This is a genomic window from Roseofilum halophilum BLCC-M91 (genome assembly GCF_030068445.1).
Taxonomy (GTDB): Bacteria; Cyanobacteriota; Cyanobacteriia; order Cyanobacteriales; family Desertifilaceae; genus Roseofilum; species Roseofilum halophilum.
Window position 1 is genome coordinate 18781 of sequence record NZ_JAQPOK010000118.1, and the last position, 20659, is coordinate 39439.

15 protein-coding genes are annotated in these 20659 nt (G+C 44.9%); 9 read left to right on the forward strand and 6 right to left on the reverse strand.

What is annotated here, in order from left to right; translation table 11 throughout:
• Positions 1 to 73: 73 nt before the first annotated feature.
• Positions 74 to 1801 (forward strand): succinate dehydrogenase/fumarate reductase flavoprotein subunit, encoded by a 1728-nt coding sequence (locus PJF56_RS15815; RefSeq protein ID WP_283763658.1) that lies wholly within the window; start codon positions 74 to 76, stop codon positions 1799 to 1801.
• Positions 1802 to 2124: 323 nt separating this feature from the next.
• Here PJF56_RS15815 and PJF56_RS15820 read toward each other — a convergent pair whose 3' ends face one another.
• Entirely contained in the window at positions 2125 to 3003 is an 879-nt protein-coding gene (locus tag PJF56_RS15820) for a hypothetical protein (RefSeq protein ID WP_283763659.1), read from the reverse strand.
• 59 nt (positions 3004 to 3062) lie between these two features.
• Between PJF56_RS15820 and PJF56_RS15825 the strand changes: the two genes are divergently transcribed.
• Entirely contained in the window at positions 3063 to 3638 is a 576-nt protein-coding gene (locus tag PJF56_RS15825) for a hypothetical protein (protein ID WP_283763660.1), read from the forward strand.
• Between the two features lie 484 nt (positions 3639 to 4122).
• On the opposite strand, the gene PJF56_RS15830 is transcribed toward PJF56_RS15825, so the two are convergent.
• Positions 4123 to 4269, reverse strand: a complete 147-nt coding sequence (locus PJF56_RS15830) for a hypothetical protein (RefSeq protein ID WP_283763661.1) — start codon at positions 4267 to 4269, stop codon at positions 4123 to 4125.
• A 164-nt stretch (positions 4270 to 4433) separates the two neighbouring features.
• Between PJF56_RS15830 and PJF56_RS15835 the strand changes: the two genes are divergently transcribed.
• Together PJF56_RS15835 and PJF56_RS15840 are read left to right on the forward strand one after the other, a co-directional pair.
• Positions 4434 to 6446, forward strand: a complete 2013-nt coding sequence (locus PJF56_RS15835) for a CHAT domain-containing protein (protein ID WP_283763662.1) — start codon at positions 4434 to 4436, stop codon at positions 6444 to 6446.
• 607 nt (positions 6447 to 7053) lie between these two features.
• On the forward strand, positions 7054 to 8322 hold the full coding sequence (locus PJF56_RS15840) for a hydroxymethylglutaryl-CoA reductase (RefSeq protein ID WP_283763663.1): 1269 nt from the start codon (positions 7054 to 7056) through the stop codon (positions 8320 to 8322).
• Between the two features lie 55 nt (positions 8323 to 8377).
• On the opposite strand, the gene PJF56_RS15845 is transcribed toward PJF56_RS15840, so the two are convergent.
• On the reverse strand, positions 8378 to 9715 hold the full coding sequence (locus tag PJF56_RS15845) for a glutamine synthetase family protein (protein WP_283763664.1): 1338 nt from the start codon (positions 9713 to 9715) through the stop codon (positions 8378 to 8380).
• Between the two features lie 140 nt (positions 9716 to 9855).
• Between PJF56_RS15845 and zds the strand changes: the two genes are divergently transcribed.
• Entirely contained in the window at positions 9856 to 11304 is a 1449-nt protein-coding gene (gene zds / locus PJF56_RS15850; RefSeq protein WP_283763665.1) for a 9,9'-di-cis-zeta-carotene desaturase, read from the forward strand.
• A 59-nt stretch (positions 11305 to 11363) separates the two neighbouring features.
• On the opposite strand, the gene cobS is transcribed toward zds, so the two are convergent.
• Positions 11364 to 12119: an adenosylcobinamide-GDP ribazoletransferase gene (cobS, locus tag PJF56_RS15855; RefSeq protein ID WP_283763666.1), complete on the reverse strand. Its 756-nt coding sequence runs from the start codon at positions 12117 to 12119 to the stop codon at positions 11364 to 11366.
• 318 nt (positions 12120 to 12437) lie between these two features.
• Between cobS and PJF56_RS15860 the strand changes: the two genes are divergently transcribed.
• Complete coding sequence (locus PJF56_RS15860; RefSeq protein ID WP_283763667.1) at positions 12438 to 12893, forward strand: hypothetical protein; 456 nt, start codon at positions 12438 to 12440, stop codon at positions 12891 to 12893.
• Between the two features lie 30 nt (positions 12894 to 12923).
• Here PJF56_RS15860 and PJF56_RS15865 read toward each other — a convergent pair whose 3' ends face one another.
• Both PJF56_RS15865 and PJF56_RS15870 read right to left on the reverse strand, forming a co-directional pair.
• Positions 12924 to 14039: a mechanosensitive ion channel family protein gene (locus PJF56_RS15865; protein WP_283763668.1), complete on the reverse strand. Its 1116-nt coding sequence runs from the start codon at positions 14037 to 14039 to the stop codon at positions 12924 to 12926.
• A gap of 78 nt (positions 14040 to 14117) precedes the next feature.
• Positions 14118 to 15221: a mechanosensitive ion channel family protein gene (locus PJF56_RS15870; RefSeq protein WP_283763669.1), complete on the reverse strand. Its 1104-nt coding sequence runs from the start codon at positions 15219 to 15221 to the stop codon at positions 14118 to 14120.
• 368 nt (positions 15222 to 15589) lie between these two features.
• On the opposite strand from PJF56_RS15870, the gene PJF56_RS15875 reads away from it, so the two are divergent.
• The 3 genes from PJF56_RS15875 to PJF56_RS15885 all read left to right on the forward strand — a co-directional run bounded on the left by PJF56_RS15875 (position 15590) and on the right by PJF56_RS15885 (position 20429).
• Positions 15590 to 17902 (forward strand): WD40/YVTN/BNR-like repeat-containing protein, encoded by a 2313-nt coding sequence (locus PJF56_RS15875; RefSeq protein ID WP_283763670.1) that lies wholly within the window; start codon positions 15590 to 15592, stop codon positions 17900 to 17902.
• A gap of 22 nt (positions 17903 to 17924) precedes the next feature.
• A complete protein-coding gene (locus PJF56_RS15880) occupies positions 17925 to 18872 on the forward strand; it encodes a glycosyltransferase family 2 protein (RefSeq protein WP_283763671.1) in 948 nt (315 codons plus the stop codon).
• A gap of 63 nt (positions 18873 to 18935) precedes the next feature.
• On the forward strand, positions 18936 to 20429 hold the full coding sequence (locus tag PJF56_RS15885; RefSeq protein ID WP_283763672.1) for a glycosyltransferase family 39 protein: 1494 nt from the start codon (positions 18936 to 18938) through the stop codon (positions 20427 to 20429).
• Positions 20430 to 20659 lie beyond the last annotated feature (230 nt).

Here is a 20659-nt window from a genome sequence, read left to right on the forward strand (position 1 = left end):
TATTACTGTGGGGGCGACTCTAGCCCCTACCCATGTCTGTTTCTTAACTTAATTGGAGAAGATCGACCAAACCATGTTAGACCATGATGTAATCATTGTTGGCGGTGGACTGGCCGGCTGTCGTGCGGCCTTAGAAATTGCTCGCATCGATCGCAGCCTTAATGTGGCTGTTGTTGCCAAAACCCACCCCATTCGATCGCACTCGGTGGCTGCCCAAGGGGGTATTGCAGCGACCTTAAAAAATGTGGATTCTGAGGATAGTTGGGAAGCCCACGCCTTTGATACGGTCAAAGGTTCCGACTATTTAGCAGATCAAGATGCCGTAGAAATTTTAGCCCAAGAAGCCCCAGATGTGGTGATCGATTTGGAGCATTTGGGGGTTCTATTTTCCCGTCTACCGGATGGCCGTATTGCCCAACGACCCTTCGGGGGCCATTCCTATCGCCGCACCTGCTACGCTGCCGATAAAACGGGCCATGCCATCCTCCATGAGTTGGTGAATAATCTGCGACGCTATGGGGTGCAAATTTACCAGGAATGGTATGTGATGCGCTTGATCCTGGAAGAGGGGGAAGCGAAGGGTTTGGTGATGTACCATATGCTCGATGGCCGGTTAAAGGTGGTGCGAGCCAAAGCAGTGATGTTAGCGACCGGGGGCTATGGGCGGGTGTTTAACACTACCTCTAATGATTTTGCCTCGACGGGGGATGGGTTGGCGATGGTGGCTCAAGCGGGGCTACCTCTTCAGGATATGGAGTTTGTGCAATTTCACCCCACAGGGTTGTATCCGGTGGGGGTGTTGATTTCCGAGGCAGTGCGGGGCGAGGGGGCCTATTTACGCAACAGTGAGGGCGATCGCTTCATGGAAAATTATGCCCCCAGCAAAATGGAGTTAGCCCCCAGGGATATTACCTCTAGAGCCATTACCCTGGAAATTCGCGCCGGTCGCGGTATTCATACCGATGGCAGTGCGGGCGGCCCCTTTGTCCATTTGGATCTGCGCCATATGGGCCGGGAAAAAATCATGAGCCGGATTCCCTTTTGCTGGGAAGAAGCCCATCGCTTGGTAGGGGTGGATGCAGTGGAAGAACCCATGCCCGTGCGTCCCACGGCCCATTATTCTATGGGGGGTATTCCCGTGGATACGGATGGTCGTGTACGCAGTGGGGTAGAAGGCTTTGTAGAGGCTCTATTTTCTGCCGGAGAATGTGCCTGTGTGTCGGTGCATGGGGCGAATCGTTTGGGCAGTAATTCCCTGCTCGAATGTGTGGTGTATGGCAAACGAACGGGGGCGGCGATCGCCCAATATGTCCAGAATCGCAAGTTACCCAGCTTAGAGGAAGCCCCCTATCTGCAAGAGGCCAAAGAGCAAGTGCAAGCCCTGCTAGACCAACAGGGAGAACAGCGCATTAATCCCCTGCGCCAAGCGTTTCAAGATGCCATGAGTCAATATTGTGGCGTATTCCGCGACCAAGAATTGATGGAAAAGGGCCTAGAGATTACCCAAGAGTTGCAACAGAACTATGGCACCATTTACCTTGGCGATCGCGGTTCTTTATGGAATACAGAGATTATCGAGGCCCTAGAACTCAAAAATATTATGGTGGTTGGCCGTATGATCCTCACCTCTGCTCTCAACCGGAAAGAGAGTCGGGGGGCCCATTCCCGCGAAGATTATACACAACGGGATGACCCCAATTTCCTCAAACATTCCTTGGCGTTTTATTCAGCCGCAGGCATTGATATTCAATATCGACCGGTGACGCTGACCCAGTTTGAACCCCAAGAGCGGAAGTATTAATGAGGCAGAAAGGTAATGGGTGATGGGCAGAAGGGTAAACGTACCCCATAAAGCGCGAAAACTGCTGTATGACTGGAGTGGGAGCGTCTCGCTCCCTCGATTTTTATAGCTACTGCTGTATGACTGGAGTGGGAGCGTCTCGCTCCCTCGATTTTTATAGCTACTGCTGTATGACTGGAGTGGGAGCGTCTCGCTCCCTCGATTTTTATAGCTACTGCTGTATGACTGGAGTGGGAACGTCTCGCTCCCTCGATTTTTATAGCTACCCATTACCCATTACCCATTACCTATTACCCATTACCGCACAAAGCCCTATATCCGCCTTAAAATGTAGGAGACAGAATCATCATTTGGTCTCCATACATACTTTTTTGCACCACCACCACCGGAGGAAATTCCGTCTGATTTTCCATCGTTGGATCGGTTGGGATTAAATAAATCCAGCCATCTCGCTCTAGCAATAAGCGCCAGACTCTCGTCGGTTCTTGGGTATCAGTCCCATCCGTCACTTCTGAACCCAGAAGAGAGTCGAAAGGCTTGAGAGTGCCAAAAACACGAAATCCAGGAGAAATTTGCTGTTTGTCAAAGGGCTTATCTAAGAAGCTACCCAGGGGAATCCGATTTTCTGGAGTAATGAACGTGACCACGGGTAACGTAGAATGGGGGCCGATATCCCGTTGAGCATCAGCAACACCTTGGCTGTGGGCCAAGTGGAATAAAATGATCAGTACCCAAGCCACAATCACGCTTTCATCCACTAGGGAACTGAGAAACTTAATCGAGTCGAAATTAAGCGGATCGAACTCTATAATCAGTTGGTATCCGCGCATCCAAAAACCTTGGGAAGGCTTCTGTTTGACCCAATTTTGGAACGAGGAATAACGAGAGGCAAACCAATCACCGAAAACCCGAACCCCTAAAAGACTCAGGTAAAGAGTGGGTATCATAAGGATCAGAGCGAGTAGGGTTCTGGCGATCGCCCGGCCATCCCCAAACAAGACCTGAATCGGGACAATAAAAAAGGATTGCACAGGTAAATCCAGGGTCGTCAGTTCGATATTAAAGTGAAAGAAATAGACCGACCGATAAATCCAACCGGTGAAAAATAGGGACGCTCCCAATAAGCCAACTAAACTAGCAAACCGGCGTAAAATCGTCGGTTCAGGATTGGATTGGGGGTGTTGAGAGTCAGGAGAAGCCACCGCTTTTCGCTAAGATGAGGTATACTAAAATTATAACTAAAATTCCAAGCTGTAGGCTCATGAAAATAGGAATTAGAAGAGCGGCAATACTCGGATTAGTAATAGTAAGCGTCAGCAGTTTTCCCCTATGGGTATCAAGTTTAAGCATAGGCGATTTACCGGCATTGGCGCAAGTCCAGCCGATTGCAGACTTGATGGAAATCGCCTTACGGGAACGGGCGGAAGTTGTCCTGATCGATGGCAGTGAAAAATCCGGCAGAATTGTGGAAATGAATCAGCAAACGTTCTTTCTCGGATTGGGAAGTCGTCGAGAAGAAATTTCCTGGAACCAAGTAGATTCTGTGAAGTTTAAAGGAGACGGAATTATCGTTTCTCCAGTGGGTGAATTTAAGATTCGCGGAAAAGGCGGGCCGCGGATTAGATTACGGAATGTACCCCAGCAAGCTTTGGGGGATTCTCCAGAAGGGAATTTAGTGATTGATTTAAGAGAAATTCCGGGTATTTCCGAAGACGAGATTGGAGAATTTTACAAATTAAGGAATAAATTTCAGTATGTTGTGGATATCATTCAATATGATTTGCATCAGAATCGGATGGTGGTTGAGTTGACTGGCTATGAGAAGAAAGACGAGTAAATATGATATCAAATCCGGTTTCCGCAAGCGGACATGAAAATGAGTTAAACTAGCGGGCAAGATGCCCGCACTCCCTCAATTATTTGATATTACTGGAGTTAAACTAGCGGGCAAGATGCCCGCACTCCCTCAATTATTTGATATTACTGGAGTGGGAGCATCTTGCTCCCTACATTTTTAATCGGATTTGATATTGGAGTGGGAGCATCTTGCTCCCTACATTTTTAATTATGGTATTCAAGCGGATTTGATATGACTCTTGAATCCTCTCTTCGGATACGGTAGCATCGGCAATCAGCGCCACATTATCCTTGATTTGCTTTCTGGATGATTGCACAAAGAATAAGATCGTGTTTAGGTAAGCAAATTGCTGAATCAGGATGGTATTATCGGGAAAGCTAGACATAATCGGTCTGAGTAACCTGAGTCCTTCCGTCCCTTGAGATTGGCAAATTATTCGCTATTGAGGGCAGTTGCCATGTTGTTAACAGTGGGGTAAGCTGACGAGCAACACTCTCTTGCAAGCGGCCGTTAGAAACCGGGTTTCTTCCCACAGATGCACCCGGCGATGGAGAAGAGCGAGAAACCCGGTTTCTTGGCACTTCTCGCACCCTGCGTTCCCCAATGTCATGGCGAACGAAGTGAAGCCATCTCATCCTCTCGGAGACGTATCGAGATGGCTTCGCTACACTCCGTTCCCCTCGCCATGACAAACAACCCCACCCCCAGAGAAATTTCCGATACAATAGCAACAGACCATCATTGTTAATTGTTCATTGTTCATTGTTCATTGATATGAGAATCGTCGGAACTCTGGTAGCGCTGGGAGTGTGGATGACTCCGGTAATGGTGACGGTGGCAGAGCAACCCAGTTGGGCGCAAAGTCGGCAACCTTCAGCGGAGGAAATTTGGGCAGCGATCGTACAATTAATACAGCAAGCCAGACAACTGCAACAACAGGGAAAACCGCGACAAGCTTTAGAGGTTTGGCAGCAAGTTTTAGCAATTTCGCAAAAACTAGAACTCACAGAAATTGAAGCTCTAGCCTGGAACAACATTGGGTATAATGCCCATGCTATTGGAGAACCGCGACAAGCCATAGAAGCTTACCAACAAGCCTTACCCCTTTACCGAGCAGTAGAAGACCGAGCAGGAGAAGCGGTGACGTTGAATAATTTGGGGTTAGTTTACCACAGCATCGGTCAACCGCAACGAGCGCTAGAGTATTACGAACAAGCCTTACCCATTTTTCGAGACGTGGAAGACCGAGGGGGAGAAGCGACGACATTGAGTAATATGGCTGCGTTTTACAGAGATACGAATCAACCTGAAAAAGCGATTGAACACTGGGAACAATCCCTAGAAATAACTCTCAGTTTTCGCAGCAACCTGAAACAAGAGCATCGGAAAACCTTCATCGAATCTGAACGAGGCCCAGCCGTCGCCCTCACCTCCCTGCTCATCCAACAAAAGGAACCTAAAGATGCCTTTACCTGGATCAACCGCGTCACAACCTACGAACTCGCCGACTATACTCGCTTACTCAATGCTAAAGTTCAAAACCCCGAAGCCCAAGCACTTATCGACGAATATAACCAGCGATGGCAACAAATTGAAAGCCTGAGACGACAACTGCAACTCGACTTCTCCGATGACGAACTTTCCCGCCGCATTGGTGACCTAGAGACGGAAAATATTCAACTCGGAGAACAAATAGCCCAACAATTCCCCAAAGTAGCGGATATTTTTGAAACCACTCCCACCGATATTGCCCAACTGCAAGCGACTATCCCGGAAGGAACCGTTGTCCTGCAACCGGTTCCCCTCGCCAATGTAAACAACGTTCCCAATACCCTGGCTCTGTTTCTGCTCACCCGCGACAGCTTCCAAGTCGTGCAAACCTCCCTGGATGTGGAGGAATTTAACCGACTCCTGGATGAATACCCGGAACAACTGGAAGAACTGAGTCCATTTTACAAAAGCACCAGCAGCGACCTCTACGACATCCTCATCCGTCCTATCGAAAAAGAAATCAGCGCCTATAACCCGGAAAACCTGAGCATCATCGCCACGGGGAAACTGCGCTACATTCCCTTTGAAAGCCTCTATGATCGAGCCAATGAACAGTTTCTGATTGAAAAATATCCCATCAACTACCTGACTCGCCTCTCGAAAACGCCCCCTAACCGCGAACCCAGTACCAAAACCAACGCCATTCTCGCCATGGGTAACCCGGTTCCCCACGACCCGCACAACTTACCGGGAGCGGAGGAGGAAGTTAAAACCATTACTCAACTGTTCCCCAACAGTCAAGCCTATCTGGGCGACCAAGCCACCCTCGACCAGTTTAAGCAGGATGTGCCTAAGTTTGCTTTCCTCCATCTGGCCACCCACGGCTGTTTCCAGGAAAACGGGTGTGAAACGCTACAAATGACAGCCCATACTATTCTGTTCGCCAATAATACCCAGTGGCCGATCGCCGATGCCGCCTTACTCGGCTTAGACCACACCCGCCTAATTAACCTGAGCGCCTGCCAAACCGCCCGCGAATCCGACCTAGAGGGAAATTCGATTTCGGGAGTGGCCTACCTGTTTGAACGGGCTGGAGCGCAAGCAGTGATGGCCAGCTTATGGTCGGTGAGCGATGAACATACGCAGACCATGATGAGCAATTTTTATCGATATGTAGGATCGGGCATGAGCCAAGGAGAAGCCCTACGGGAGGCAAAGTTAGCACAAATTAATACCACCGATGAAGATCATCCCTTCTATTGGTCGGCATTCCTCCTAATTGGCGATCCCCGGTAATATCCAGTCCAGTTTCCGCAAGCGGACATGAAAATGGGATTCAAGAAGCGGGCAAGATGCCCGTACTCCTTTAATCCCTTGATATTACTGGAGTTAATGGGACAAGAGAAGCGGGCAAGATGCCCGTACTCCTTTAATCCCTTGATATTACTGGAGTTAATGGGATTCAAGAAGCGGGCAAGATGCCCGCACTCCTTTAATCCCTTGATATTACTGGAGTGGGAGCATCTTGCTCCCTAGGTTTTTACTTACTCCCTAGGTTTCTACTTACTCCCTAGGTTTTTACTTGTGGTATTTCTTACTCATTACTCATTACTCATTACTCATCACTCATCACTCATTACTCATTACTCATTACTTACAGCGCTTTTCGATGTTATGAGGTACAGTAATCGAAATGTTCCTTGAGAGTGTTGTCCCATGAAAAGCCTGAAGAATGGGCACGCATAGCGTAAAAAAGGGTTTTCCCTTCTGCCCTTCTGCCCATTACCCTTCTGCCGCGCGAAGCGCTGTATATCCCGCCACTGATTCGGAGTACCGAATTCAGTGGGGGACTTACGGCGAATTAGTTAAACAATAACCATGCAGCCTTTCAACCCTATCCCTCATGTCTACCTCCCAACGTCAAGCCAACCAATATATCCGGGAACTCCTAGAACAGAACCGACTCACGGAACTTTCTCAAAAACTCCAACCCAACCCCAAACCCTTACCGCGCAAGTTTCGCGGCGCATTTCGCCTCAGTCCTCAACGGGTAGAACAGCATTGGAAGCAACTGGAGACTTCCCCGGAAACCCAAGCTAACCTCTTAGATGAACAAACCCTCTCGCAACTGCAAGCCTATCAGCATAATATTGAAAACTTCATCGGTACGGTTAAACTACCGGTGGGTATTGCTGGCCCCCTGCGGGTGAATGGACTGTTTGCCCAAGGGGATTATTATGTGCCTTTAGCGACGACAGAAGCGGCCTTGGTTGCCTCCTATTCGCGGGGATGCCAACTGATTTCGGAAGTGGGAGGATGTCAAGCCTTATTACTCAATGAAGCGGTGAACCGGACTCCTGGATTTGCCTTTAGGAAGTTACAAGAGGTTGGCTTATTTTTGGCTTGGGTGGTGGGAGAACAGGAAACGTTTAAGCAAGAAGCAGAAAGTACCACGCGCTACGGGAAATTAATCGATACCCGAATTACGGTAGAAGGCAATCATGTTTATCTGGATTTTCAGTTTACGACGGGGGATGCGGCGGGTCAAAATATGGTGACGTTGGCAACGGATGCTATTTGTCAGTATATCCTCCGCGAGAGTCCCGTGGCTCCCCAACACTGGTTTATTGAGGCGAATTTATCGGGGGATAAAAAGGCGAGTGCCCAATCGTTTTCTGGGGTACGGGGTAAAAAAGTGACCGCAGAAGTGACGATACCGGCTCAGTTGGTGGCGCAACGGTTGCACACCACTCCGGAACAAATGGTGAACTATTGGCGGATGTCGGCTTTGGGGGGAACTATGAGCGGGACGATAGGCATTCAAGGCCATTATGCCAATGGGTTGGCGGCGCTGTATATTGCTTGCGGTCAGGATGCGGCTTGTGTGGCGGAGTCTGCGGTGGGGGTGACGCGGTTTGAGTTAACTTCAGAGGGGGATTTATATGCGGCGGTGACGTTGCCGAATTTGATGGTGGGTACGGTGGGAGGAGGGACAGGGTTACCGAGTCAGCAGGCTTGTTTGCAGATTTTGGGGTTAGCGGGTGCAGGTCAGGCGAGGGCGTTTGCTGAGATGTGTGCGGGGTTGGCGTTGGGGGGAGAGTTGTCGATTATTGGGGCGTTATCTGCGGGGGAGTTTGTACAGGCTCATGCTCGGTTGGCAAGGGGGCGTTGAGGGTGTTCTTTACCGATTACCGATTACCGATTACCGATTACCCTTCTGCCCCATCTCAATACCGCTCTAACAGCATCTTCACTTCGGTCTGCAAATCCCAATTTTTCATGGTTTCCCATTCGGCTTGACGCACCGCTAAATAGGCTTGAGCCAGGGGAGGACTGAGGGCTTTAAGTAATACCTGATTTTCCTGTAAAGCTGTTATGGCCTCTAGAAGCGTTGCCGGTAACCATTCAATGCCGAGATGTTGGCGCTCCTCTTCTGGTAAGGTGCCTGGATCGCAATCAACGGGTTCTGGGGGTTCGATCTGGTTTCGTACCCCATCCAAACCGGCGGCAATGATGGCTCCTAGGGCTAAATAGGGGTTGGCGGCGGCATCGATGGTTTTAAGTTCAAAATGGCTCGAACCCGTGCCTTCTGGGTTGTTTATGACCCGGATGGCGGCTTCTTTGTTGTCTAATCCCCAACAGCAAAAGGCTCCGCTCCAGGTATGGGGTTGGAGACGGCGATAGGAGTTGGGGATAGGGTTAGTGAAGGCCATCAGGGCGCGATGGTGATGGAGGATACCGCCAATAAACCAGCGGCCGCGATCGGATAATCCTAAGAGTCCGGAGGGGTCGGGGAGTAAGTTTTCCCCTTTATGCCATAAACTCAGATGGAGATGAGCGCCGCTTCCGGCTTGATCGGGGAAAATTTTGGGTAAAAAAGAAGCAATACGATTATGATAATGGGCGATCGCCTTCACCGTTTCCCGAAACACCACCTGCTGGTCAGCGGCCGCCAAGGCCTGAGTATACAACACGGAAATTTCATGCTGTCCCGGCCCCGACTCTGGATAATACTGCTCCACCAACACCCCTTGCTCATTGAGCGCTGTGGCAATATCATCAATCATCCGTTGCTGAATATCCATGCCATAGGTAGAACCATAGGGCACTTGGTCAGTGGGCATAATTTCCCCGTTTCCAGAGCGTTCGAGTAAATAAAATTCATTTTCAAAGGAGGCGATGACTTCCAACCCTTCCAACTTGGCATCAGCCGCCATATCCCGTAAAAACCGCCGAGGACAAACCGGCCAAGGTTCGCCATCTTTAACCATATTCCCCATCACCCGCGCATGACTTGGGGTATAGGGCAGAGCCATCAGTGTAGACCAGTCCGGAATCAATTGCACCTCTCCCACCGGCCCCAAACCACTTCCAGGGGCTGGGGTAGTGCCAATGACTGGCATCCCTTGTTGAGCCATGGCCAAGCCGACTCCCTGCTCTCGATAATCGGATAACATGCCCACATGAATCGCTTTTCCTCGGATCATGTTGCCATTATCACACCAGAGAACGCGGATAAATTGGACTCCAGCTTTTTTGAGAGATGCTTCAATATCACGATCCATGGCCATTGGGTTCAGATTTGGGGGCTTCTCCCGATCATAGAATAAAGAGGGATTGAGAGATGAACCGGAGAAGTCCCTATAGCCTCGCCAAACTCTGTTACAATCTGTAAAGAAACTGTTAAGGATATTTAGGACGTTCGATGCGTGTTGCCATTGTTGGGGCAGGTTTAGCTGGCCTCTCTACTGCTGTTGAATTGGTTGATGCTGGTCATCAGGTGGAGATTTTTGAATCCCGCGCCTTTGTGGGGGGAAAAGTGGGCAGTTGGGTGGATGCAGAGGGCAATCATATTGAAATGGGATTGCATGTTTTTTTCGGCTGCTACTACAATCTGTTCGAGTTAATGCGTAAGGTGGGTGCGTTTGAGAATCTACGCTTGAAGGAACATACCCATACGTTTATTAACCGGGGGGGAATGACGGGAGAGTTGGATTTCCGGTTTCCGGTGGGTGCGCCGTTGAATGGGTTGAAGGCGTTTTTCACCACATCCCAACTTTCGGTTCAGGATAAGGCGATGAATGCGATCGCCCTAGGAACCAGTCCCATTGTACGCGGTTTGGTGGACTTTGACGGCGCAATGCGGACGATTCGCAACCTCGATTCTATCAGTTTTGCCGATTGGTTTCGCAAACAAGGTGGCTCGGATGGCTCCCTGAAGCGCATGTGGAACCCCATCGCCTATGCTTTAGGGTTTATCGACACAGAAAATATTTCCGCTCGCTGTATGCTGACTATCTTCCAATTTTTTGCCGCGAAAACGGAAGCGTCGGTGCTGAGAATGTTGGAAGGTTCGCCCCATGAATATCTGCATAAACCGATTATTAATTATTTAGAAGAACGGGGCACAAAAATCTATACTCGTCGCCGGGTGAGGGAGATTCAATTTACAGAAACTGAGGGCGAAACTGAGGTCACTGGCTTAGTAGTTGCCGATGGAGAAGGGGAAGAAACGATTACGGCTGATGCCTATGTCTGTGCCTGTGATGTGCCGGGAATTCAAAAGCTTATCCCCTCCGATTGGCGCAAGTGGCCGGAATTCGATAATATTTATCAGTTGGATACGGTTCCGGTGGCGACGGTGCAATTGCGCTTTGATGGTTGGGTGACAGAATTGAATGATGAAACTCAACGCCAGCAATTAGAAAAAGCAGCCGGAATTGATAATTTGCTCTATACGGCGGATGCTGATTTTTCCTGCTTTGCCGATTTAGCCCTGGCAAGTCCTGGAGATTATTATCGAGAGGGTCAAGGATCGCTGTTACAGTTGGTGTTAACGCCTGGAGATCCGTTCATTCGGGAAAGTAATGAGGCGATCGCCAACCATGTGCTAAAACAAGTGCAAGATCTCTTCCCCTCTTCCCGCCATCTCAACATGACCTGGTATTCTGTGGTCAAACTCGCCCAATCTCTGTATCGGGAAGCACCAGGAATGGATCTGTATCGTCCCGCGCAGAAAACCCCCATTCCTAACTTTTTCCTCGCTGGAAGCTATACCCAGCAAGATTATATTGACAGCATGGAAGGCGCAACCCTTTCCGGAAGACAAGCCGCTCAAGCCATTTTAGTGCGGACTGGTAAAAGACAGGATTGAAAATGCCGTAATTAATATCAAATATAGGGCGGTAGGGCATTCCGTCCTTATCTCTAGTATCATGACTGAATTAAGACGGCCCAGACTAAACCCCAGGCTTCTGTCCACTCGACGACTGCGCCATAGGTGTCTCCGGTGTGTCCTCCGAGTTGGTGATTAAACCACCATCCGCTTCCCCAGGCGATCGCCGCCCATCCCAAGGTTAAGCTGAGAATCTGGAGACTCTCCTGGGGATGGAGGGCTGTTTGTAGACTACTCAGAACCATGAGGAGCATTAGGGAGGGTAAAACGTCTTTATACGATTGAATGGCGGTTTTATGAAAGGCTCCTTTTCCTGTGGGTTTGAGATACTCATAGCGCCAAATAGCAATCAATTGTCCCGCTCTTCCCCATGCGGGAATAGCCAGCACAATCCACAGGTGTTGTAGCTCTAAGGAACTCAGAGCGGCGGTTTTCAGTAGGAGAATCAGGATGGCAGACATGGCTCCAAATGCACCGGTAACGCTATCGCTCATCACCTCTAAACGGCGATCGCTATCCGTAACACTTAAACCATCAGCCGTATCCATTGCTCCATCTAAGTGTAATCCCCCAGTGATACCCACCCAGAGCGCAATCATGACTGAACTGCGGGTTAAATTGGGCATTTCCAGAACCCATAATCCCCAGTAAATCCCCCCTAGCATGACCCCAATCAACAGTCCCACCAGAGGGGCAAACCGGGCGATCCCAGAGAATTCTAAGGGCCAAGAGGGGGGGATAGGAATACGGGTGTAAAAGGCGATCGCTCCCCAGAAATTCCAGATCCATTTCATTGCCACTCCCCCCATGCTCTATGTTAATCTGCAAATAGACATATACTTTGTTTTCTTGGTCGCTTATCTGAATCTTCCCTAGCTTCAGGGTGAGTCCGATCGGAAACACAGCAACTCCATTGCTGCGGTTTTACCTGGGCGATCGATACTTCTAATTCGATCCAAAAATCCGTAGAATCTGGCAAGTATTCGCCAAAGAGTTAGGATAGAATTGTCTCATAGGCTACTTTATAGGCTATTTTATCCTAGGGTGCAGTCTTGGGATGTCAAATCGTCAGTAGTCTTGTCGTCCTCTTTTGAAATTAGAGAGTTTTTCCCATGAATTACGATCAATTGCCTGGCAATACACGGTTACCTGCTCCTTGCATTCTCAACAGAGGCATTATTGTGAATCCACAGGATATTCAGAAGGCGATCGGGGATCTCCATCGTGTGCGTTACGTTGAACTGTTCGATCAACAAACCCAAGCGACTGGAGAAGCCTATATTCAAGAAGTCTTTTCCGATCCCCTGCGATCGACCATCCTGGCTAATCATACCCTATATTTGAATATCCAAAGCTTTGATTATTTAGAACTTCAACAATCTGACGACCAAGAAACCTATTTTGATTTAGTCCAAGACAACCGTATCCTGCGGTTAATCCCTCTTTCTAATCCACTACAAAATCAACCTGTCAGTTCTTTAAATACTGCTGCTCTAGAAGTAATGATGGCAGAAGTATTAGCCGCTAATTTAGATGTTCAAATGGATGATGACGATCCCTTAGCCTAAGAGAAAAAGTATTGTTTAAGCTAACCAGATTCAAATCGTCACTGGAGATTCCACATAAATATTCGGTTCTTGTAGCGTAAATTCAATTCCGAACTCCATTAGTTTTTTAGTAACTTTCTGATTAGCGAGTTCAAGTAAACGTTTCCTCAGTTGTATAGAATTCTCATTAGATCCAAGAATAAAAAATGTAACCCTAGCTCTGGTGTTCTGGTGAGAATTTTCATCATTAAGCAAAACAATACTCGTGCTACCTGGATCGATTCCAAACAGAGAATCTGTACTTTCTTTAACCACCTGTTGTACCAAGGCTTGTTCTCGCTCTTGCAAGTAGCGAGTGAAATCTAAGTAGAGTAAGACCATCACCTTTTTACCTCTGGTCACATTTTCAATTCCCAGATTCGCTAAAGTATTATTAGGCATAATAAATAAGGTGCTTTTGGCAGCCGTTCTAATTTTGGTAGACCGTAATCCAATTGATTCGACGCGCCCATATAAACCATCGGGTAAGCGAATATATTCCCCGGCAATAAACGGGCGGTCTAAGTATAAAACAATAGTTCCTAACAGTTGTTCTAAGGTGCTTTTAGCAGCAAATGCTACAGCAGTAGCCCCAATGGAAACCCCAGCGAGTAAGGCGGTTAGGGGAATTTTTTGGCTTTGAGCAAAGGCAACGACAGCAAAAAAGCCGATTAACACATTAACGACTGTTTCAATAATTAAGATAAAATCATCAACTTCTATCCCCACTTTCCGGACAATGGAAATACCGTAAATGCGAACGAGTTGACGGAAGAGACGGGAACAGAGCCACGATAAACTAATGGTTAATCCTAGGGTAATAAAGGGCTGGATGAACTTATAGAGTCCAGGATTGTTTTCGAGCCAGGCTAGGGAAAAATAAGTTAAAATAAAACTTCCCGCTACTCGAAATTCTTTTTTGAGGGGTTCTACAAAGTCTTCATAGAGGCGATTAACTTGTCCAGAAAAGGTGCGGTTAAGGACAAAACGAACAAAGTTAGGGGTGGCTTTACTGATGAGTATCGATCCTAAGACAAACACCAGAAAAACTAGGGGATAGGGAACACTATATTGATCGAGTAGATTCACGGTTGAATTCGTCAATTGAGTCCAGGCAGAAAGATTCATATGGAAATAAGGAATAGGGAATAGGGAATAGGAAAAGCGGAGTTTTACCCCGATCGCCCATTAAAAATTGTTGTATCATTATATGGTAATTGGGGAGTCCACATAAATATTGGGTTCTTCAATATCAAACTGAACGCCATACTCCTTGAGTTTTACGGTAATATTTTGGCGAGCGCGATCGAGCATTTGTCGGCGAATGTCCATGGAAGCTTTACCAGAACCGAGGATAAACAAGGTGATTTGGGCTTGGGTTTTGGCCTCTGAACCTCCAGTGTTTAAAGTTCTAAAGGTGACGTTGGTACTGCGGGGATTAATGCCAAAAATGTCTTGGGTACTGGCAAGAATGACTTCCCGAATTAGGGCTTGTTCTTGCTCTTCGATGAGCTGATAAAAGGTGAGATAGAGTAAAGACATCACCTTTTTGGCTCCGGTGAAGTTTTCAATATTGACTTGAGTGAGGGAGTTGTTGGGGACAATCATCAGGGTTCCTTTGCCAGAGGTGCGAATTTTGGTCGATCGCAGTCCAATGGATTCGACTCTGCCAAATGTGCCATCGGGTAAGCCGATATAGTCATCAACAACAAAGGGGCGATCGATATAAAGAACGATACCGCCTAAGAACTGGCTGAGGGTATTTTGGGCAGCAAAGGCGATCGCCAATCCCCCAACACCCAAACTCGCCAATAATCCGATCACATTCACCTGATGGGTTTGGGCAAAAATCAGAATCGCCAGAATGATAATCGCTGCATTCACCGCCCATTTACTGACAATCAATAGCTCGCTATTCACTTTGCGTCCACTCTGAAAGGCAGCATCAATCAGATAAACATCAAAGAATTGTTGAAAAATACGCGAAGCTAACACGCTGGTAGCGACGGTGAGGTTTAAGCTCACCAGTCTCTCTCCCCAAGAACTGAGAAAATCGGGGCCCCATAGAATTAGAATCAGATCGACTAGAGCGAATAGGAAAACAATGCGGATTAATCCCTTGAATGGACTAACAGTTTTTTCTAAGATAGTGGCAGCTTGGCTCGGTAGCACGGAGAGGAGCGCCCTTAAAATGATTCCAGGGAGGGCGCGTAAGCCCAGAATAATGGAGGCGATCATCGCCAAGCCAACTAAGACAATGCCCCACCACTGGATGGGAACAGTTGCCAGATCGGAAGCAGTATTTTCCATAGGGAATGGGTAGAAAATGGATCGGATAATATCAGGGTTATTATATCGGGTTGCAGCCAGAAGGTGAATGATGCCCTAGGAAGAGATGCGATCGCGCCCATCCATTTGCCCCATCATACCCCATCATCCTGAAAATTAAGTATATTCAATTAGTCTAATTGTAACTAAGAATTTTAAAGATTTGTATATTTTTATTATGTTATCACTAAAATTCAAAAATCATAGAATATACTTAAGCAACAATATTTCACCATTACAATAACTGTCTCAGTATGAACAATCCCACAGCTCAGATAGTTAAAAGTCATACGCAATACCCAAGGAAAACGTGGAAACCCAGAATCAAAAAGTTTGTTAACACCTTATTCTTGGGCATTCTTTGCTTTTTAAGTCTACTTATTTACCATCATCATGACCGCGCTTTAGCTCATCGCCCCCATGATGTTGTTTCCCAAGTCCGAATTTCTCCTACTTACGATCGAGATCAAACCTTATTTATCCTAGTTAGAGACAATCTATTTAAATCTACTGATGGCGGGTTTTATTGGCAAAGATTGAGCAACAATATAGATAATAAAGCAGATTTTTCTTCTTTAGATATTTCCCATCAGAATCCTAAAACATTATTGCTTTCATCTCCCCAAGATGGAATTTATAAATCCGTAGACTCAGGTCAATCTTGGTCTGCCATTAATCAAGGCATTAATCCCTTAAAGATTAGCTTGGTTGCAATTTCCCCCTATTCCGATCAAATCTTCTTAGCTGCTGGAGCAGAAAACGGACTTTACCAAACTGAAAATAGTGGAAAAAATTGGTCACAAACGCTCAAAAACTCCAGTCATATCACAGCCATAGAGTTTGTCGATGCTAATCAAATTATGATTGGAGACTCTCAAGGGAACATTTATCGTTCCCTCGATCGAGGTAAAACCTGGAATCTAGCCTTTACAGTTCAAAATAGCGGTGCGATTACAGCCTTTGAATTTCCCCCCAACTTTTCTACCAATCCAACCTTTTGGATAGGAACTCAGAAAGGAGGGATTGTCAAGACAGAAAATAATGGATTATCTTTTACAACCGCTAATGATGGGCTATCCGATTTCAACATTAGAGATATACTTCTCATACCCAGCCAGAACAATCCGTCTACTTTGCTCGTATCAACCTGGACAGATGGATTATTTAAATCAACAGATGGCGGACAAACCTGGAATCATGATAATCAAGGAATAACTCAAGATTATCAAGCAGATACACTTGAACAACCCCATTTTAGCAACATACAAATCTCCAACAGATTTGACCAAGATCAAACTGTCTTTTTAGGGGGGTTTAATGGACTGTTTAAATCAACAGATGGGGGTAATGTATGGGAGGAACTAGAAACCTTATCTCCAGGTACTATTGTCGCCATGGCAGTATCTCCAGATTATGATAATGACTCCACAATAGCAGCCGTTAGTTATGTAGGAGAAACCTATATCAGCAAAGACCAAGGAAATACCTGGTCTCCCATGAATAAAGGGTTAGAAATCCCTCGTTTTACTCGGAAATTTGAAGAAATTAGTATAAATCAAGATCCGAGAAGATTTTTTGATATTGCTTTTTCTCCTAACTACGATCGAGATAATACCCTATTTACCAGTGTGTTATGGAGTAAATTTCTTGTCTCTAATAATAGAGGAGAATCCTGGAAAATTGTGCCCTTAAGCAAAGAAGTCAGAGGCATCACGATTACCCCTTCTCCAGACTTTGCCAACGATCGAACTGTTTATTTAGCCAGCCAAGAAGGGATAATTTTTCGATCGACTGATGGTGGATTCAATTTCTCCATTATTGGCAAGATTAAGCGAGTATCGGGTAACGATCCCCCTTCTGTCGTCATCTCTCCCAATTTTTCATCCGATCAAACCCTCTATGCTTCTACCTCTGAGGGGATTTATAAAACCACGGATGGAGGACAAAACTGGCAACCAACGAACAATATCAATGAGATCCTAGCCAGAAATAATTATCAATTGGTTATTTCCCCTAATTATGCCAATGATAATACCCTTTTCTTAGGGACTAACCAAGGACTATTTAAAACTCAAGATGCAGGCAAAATATGGGAACAAGTTACCAGTTCTCTTGACATTCAAAATGGATATATCGGAGGAATGAATATTTCACCCAACTATAGCCAAGACCAGACTTTAATCTTGAGTGTAAAAGGCCAAGGATTATTAAAAACAGTTGATGGTGGACAGACATTTACTCCCATTGGTAATCCCTCCCTATCCTTATCTAGGATGCATAATGTTCCCTCTGCCTATCGTTCAATTCAGTTTTCTCCTTCCTATGCAATCGATCAGACCATTTACGGTTTTGGATCGGCAGAAACAGAAATTTTCAAGTCAACCGATGGGGGTAATAGTTGGCAGACCTTGAGCATTCCTCGAACCATACCCACATACGAATATAATTACAATTTTTTGACGACTATCGATCTCATGCTTTATGTCTATAGTAGTCAAATCAAGAAGATAATCGTCTCCTTAGCTGCCGCTTTAGTCAGTTATTTTATTTTGGGATTTCTGAAGTTAGAACAAAGATTAAAATTGCCGATTGGTAAACATGCCCTGCAAATAGCTGGTTCCAGTCTTATCTTTGTGTTAGCGTTAATCATCTTTTTCACTTAAAACCTAGATTGGAGTCATAGCCATGAAATTGATTATTCAAATTCCCTGCTATAACGAAGAAGCAACATTAGGGCTGACCCTTTCTCAGTTACCTCGCGAAATTCCTGGTATAGAGGTTGTAGAATGGCTGATTATCAACGATGGCAGCATTGACAAAACTGTAGAAGTCGCCAAAGCTTCTGGTATCGATCATATTGTTAACTTTGATCATAATCAAGGATTAGCGAAAGGTTTTATGGCTGGAATAGAAGCTTGTCTTAAATTAGGAGCTGATATTATTGTCAATACAGATGCAGATAATCAATATTGTGCTGATGATATTCCTAAACTGATTGAACCTATCTTGAATGGTGAAGCCGAAATTGTGATTGGAGCTAGACCCATTCATGAAATTCAACACTTCTCGCTCACTAAAAAAATTCTGCAAAACTTGGGAAGTTGGGTAGTCCGTGTGGCTAGTCAAACCGATATTCCTGATGCGCCGAGTGGCTTTCGAGCTATCAGTCGTTCGGCTGCCATACGCTTGAATGTATTTAATGAGTATACCTATACCTTAGAAACAATTATTGAAGCAGGACAAAAAAGAATAGCAATTTGTTCTGTACCGATAAGAACCAATGAAGAACTTCGTCCCTCTCGATTGGTTAAAAGTATTCCTCGGTATATTAAGCTCTCTATTTTTACCATTATTCGCTCCTTCATGGGTTATAAACCCCTGAAATTTTTTACCATTTTAGGTACGATTCCTTTCACCCTGGGTTTTTTGATCGGAGTCCGATGGTTGATTTTGTATTTTAGTGGTAGTCCCAGATCTCATGCCCCTAGCTTGATTTTAACAGCTATACTGATTTTAATTGGAATTCAAGTTTGGATATTTGGTTTAGTGGCTGATTTGATGTCTATCAATCGTAAGTTACTGGAAGATATACAAATGAAGCTGCGTTTTATGGAAATTAATAGAAATCACTAGGAAATTGATATGATTTTTATAATCAATCAAATAAGGTTAATATCTCATTCGTTTTTGATAATATTGAAAAATAACTTTGCTTGGATAATCATTAGCTTTGGTGTTTTTCTCCGGGTGCATCAGTATCTTTATAATCGTTCCTTATGGTTAGATGAAGCGATGCTGTCACTTAATATTGTAAATAGGTCTTTTTTAGAACTTTTAACACCGTTAGATTTTCGCCAAAAAGCGCCTCCTTTATTTTTGATTGCAGAAAAAATATGTGTAAACTTGTTTGGTTCAAGTGAATATGCTCTTAGATTACCCTCTTTAATTTTTGGCATCTTATCAGTCCTTTTATTTTATCAAGTCATCAAACGATATTCACACCCAAAAGTAACTCCATTCTTTCTAACATTTTTTGCGATTTCCAATCCTTTAATATACTATTCATCAGAAGTCAAACAATATTCTGCTGACTTAGCCGCATCTCTATGTCTATTATTGATTGTTTATCAAACACATAAGAATATTTTAAATCGATCAAAAATTATTATTTTTGGACTCACTTATGCTGTTTTATTATGGCTATCTTTTCCATTTATATTTGTATTAGCGGGTTCTTTTATCAGTGAGTTTTTGTTTGATGTTTTTTCTAAAGATAAGAAAAAAATATATCAAACCATTACTATCTATATAATCCCCTTGGTAAGTTTTTGTGTTTTATACTTTTTGTTTATTAAAGGAGAGAATCAAGGTTTACAAAATTCTTGGGACTGGAAAGGTGGATTTGCTCCTATACCCACTCTTTCATCAATTCCGGAAACATTGCGATGGTATATCACTACGTTTAATAATATGTTTATTGCTCCAACAGGGTTTACTACACCTGGTTTAGCTGCCCTGTTATTTTTGACAGGATGTATTGGAGTGACAGTAAGTCTAAAAAGTCGATATAAGCTATATATACTTTTATTGCCCATTGGGTTAACCCTGTTTGCTTCAATGATACAAAAATATCCTTTTTCCACTTTAACTAACTATTTACATGGTCAAGGGGGAAGGTTAATTTTATTTTTAGTTCCTTTTATCTTGATCGTTATGTCTGAAGGATTAGCCTATATGACTTGGGAAAATGATCAAAAAATTGCAATGTTAATAACGATCATTCTTTTACTAAATCCCCTAGTAACTTCATTGAAATATTTAAAAAATCCTAGAATGATAGAAGAAGTTAGGCCGGTAATCAATTATGTTCTTAATAATCAAAAGGAGTCTGATATGATTTATTTATACTATAGAACGAAACATCAATTTAGTTACTATCAAAAACAATTGGATTTGTCTGCCAACCAGAAGATAATAGAAGGAAGGGAACGCTTAAAAAATGAGTATATCGACATCCTGGAAGGTTTACAAGATAATGCTAGGGTTTGGTTCGTTTTTTCTTACACCCTAGAAGTTAATAAAAAAGAGATAGAAGTTTTTTTAGAGCGCCTCAATTGGACAGCAAAAAAGATTGAATCTCTAGAAAAATATGGCTCTTCTGCCTATTTGTATGATTTCAGTCAAGGTTAAATCCATAATTATTCAATGTAACGAGTCGTAACTTAAAAGTGTCGGATGCAATTATTTCATTTAGCTTATTTGGGTCAATTGTATGATTATCCTCTTTATACTTCCTTTCATTTCCTTAGTTATATTAGGATTGATATTCCAAGCTAGACATTCTGATTGGCGGGATTCGAGTTTATCTGCTTTAGTAGCTTGGGGTGTTATTGTAACGGCCATAACTGAATTACTCAGTG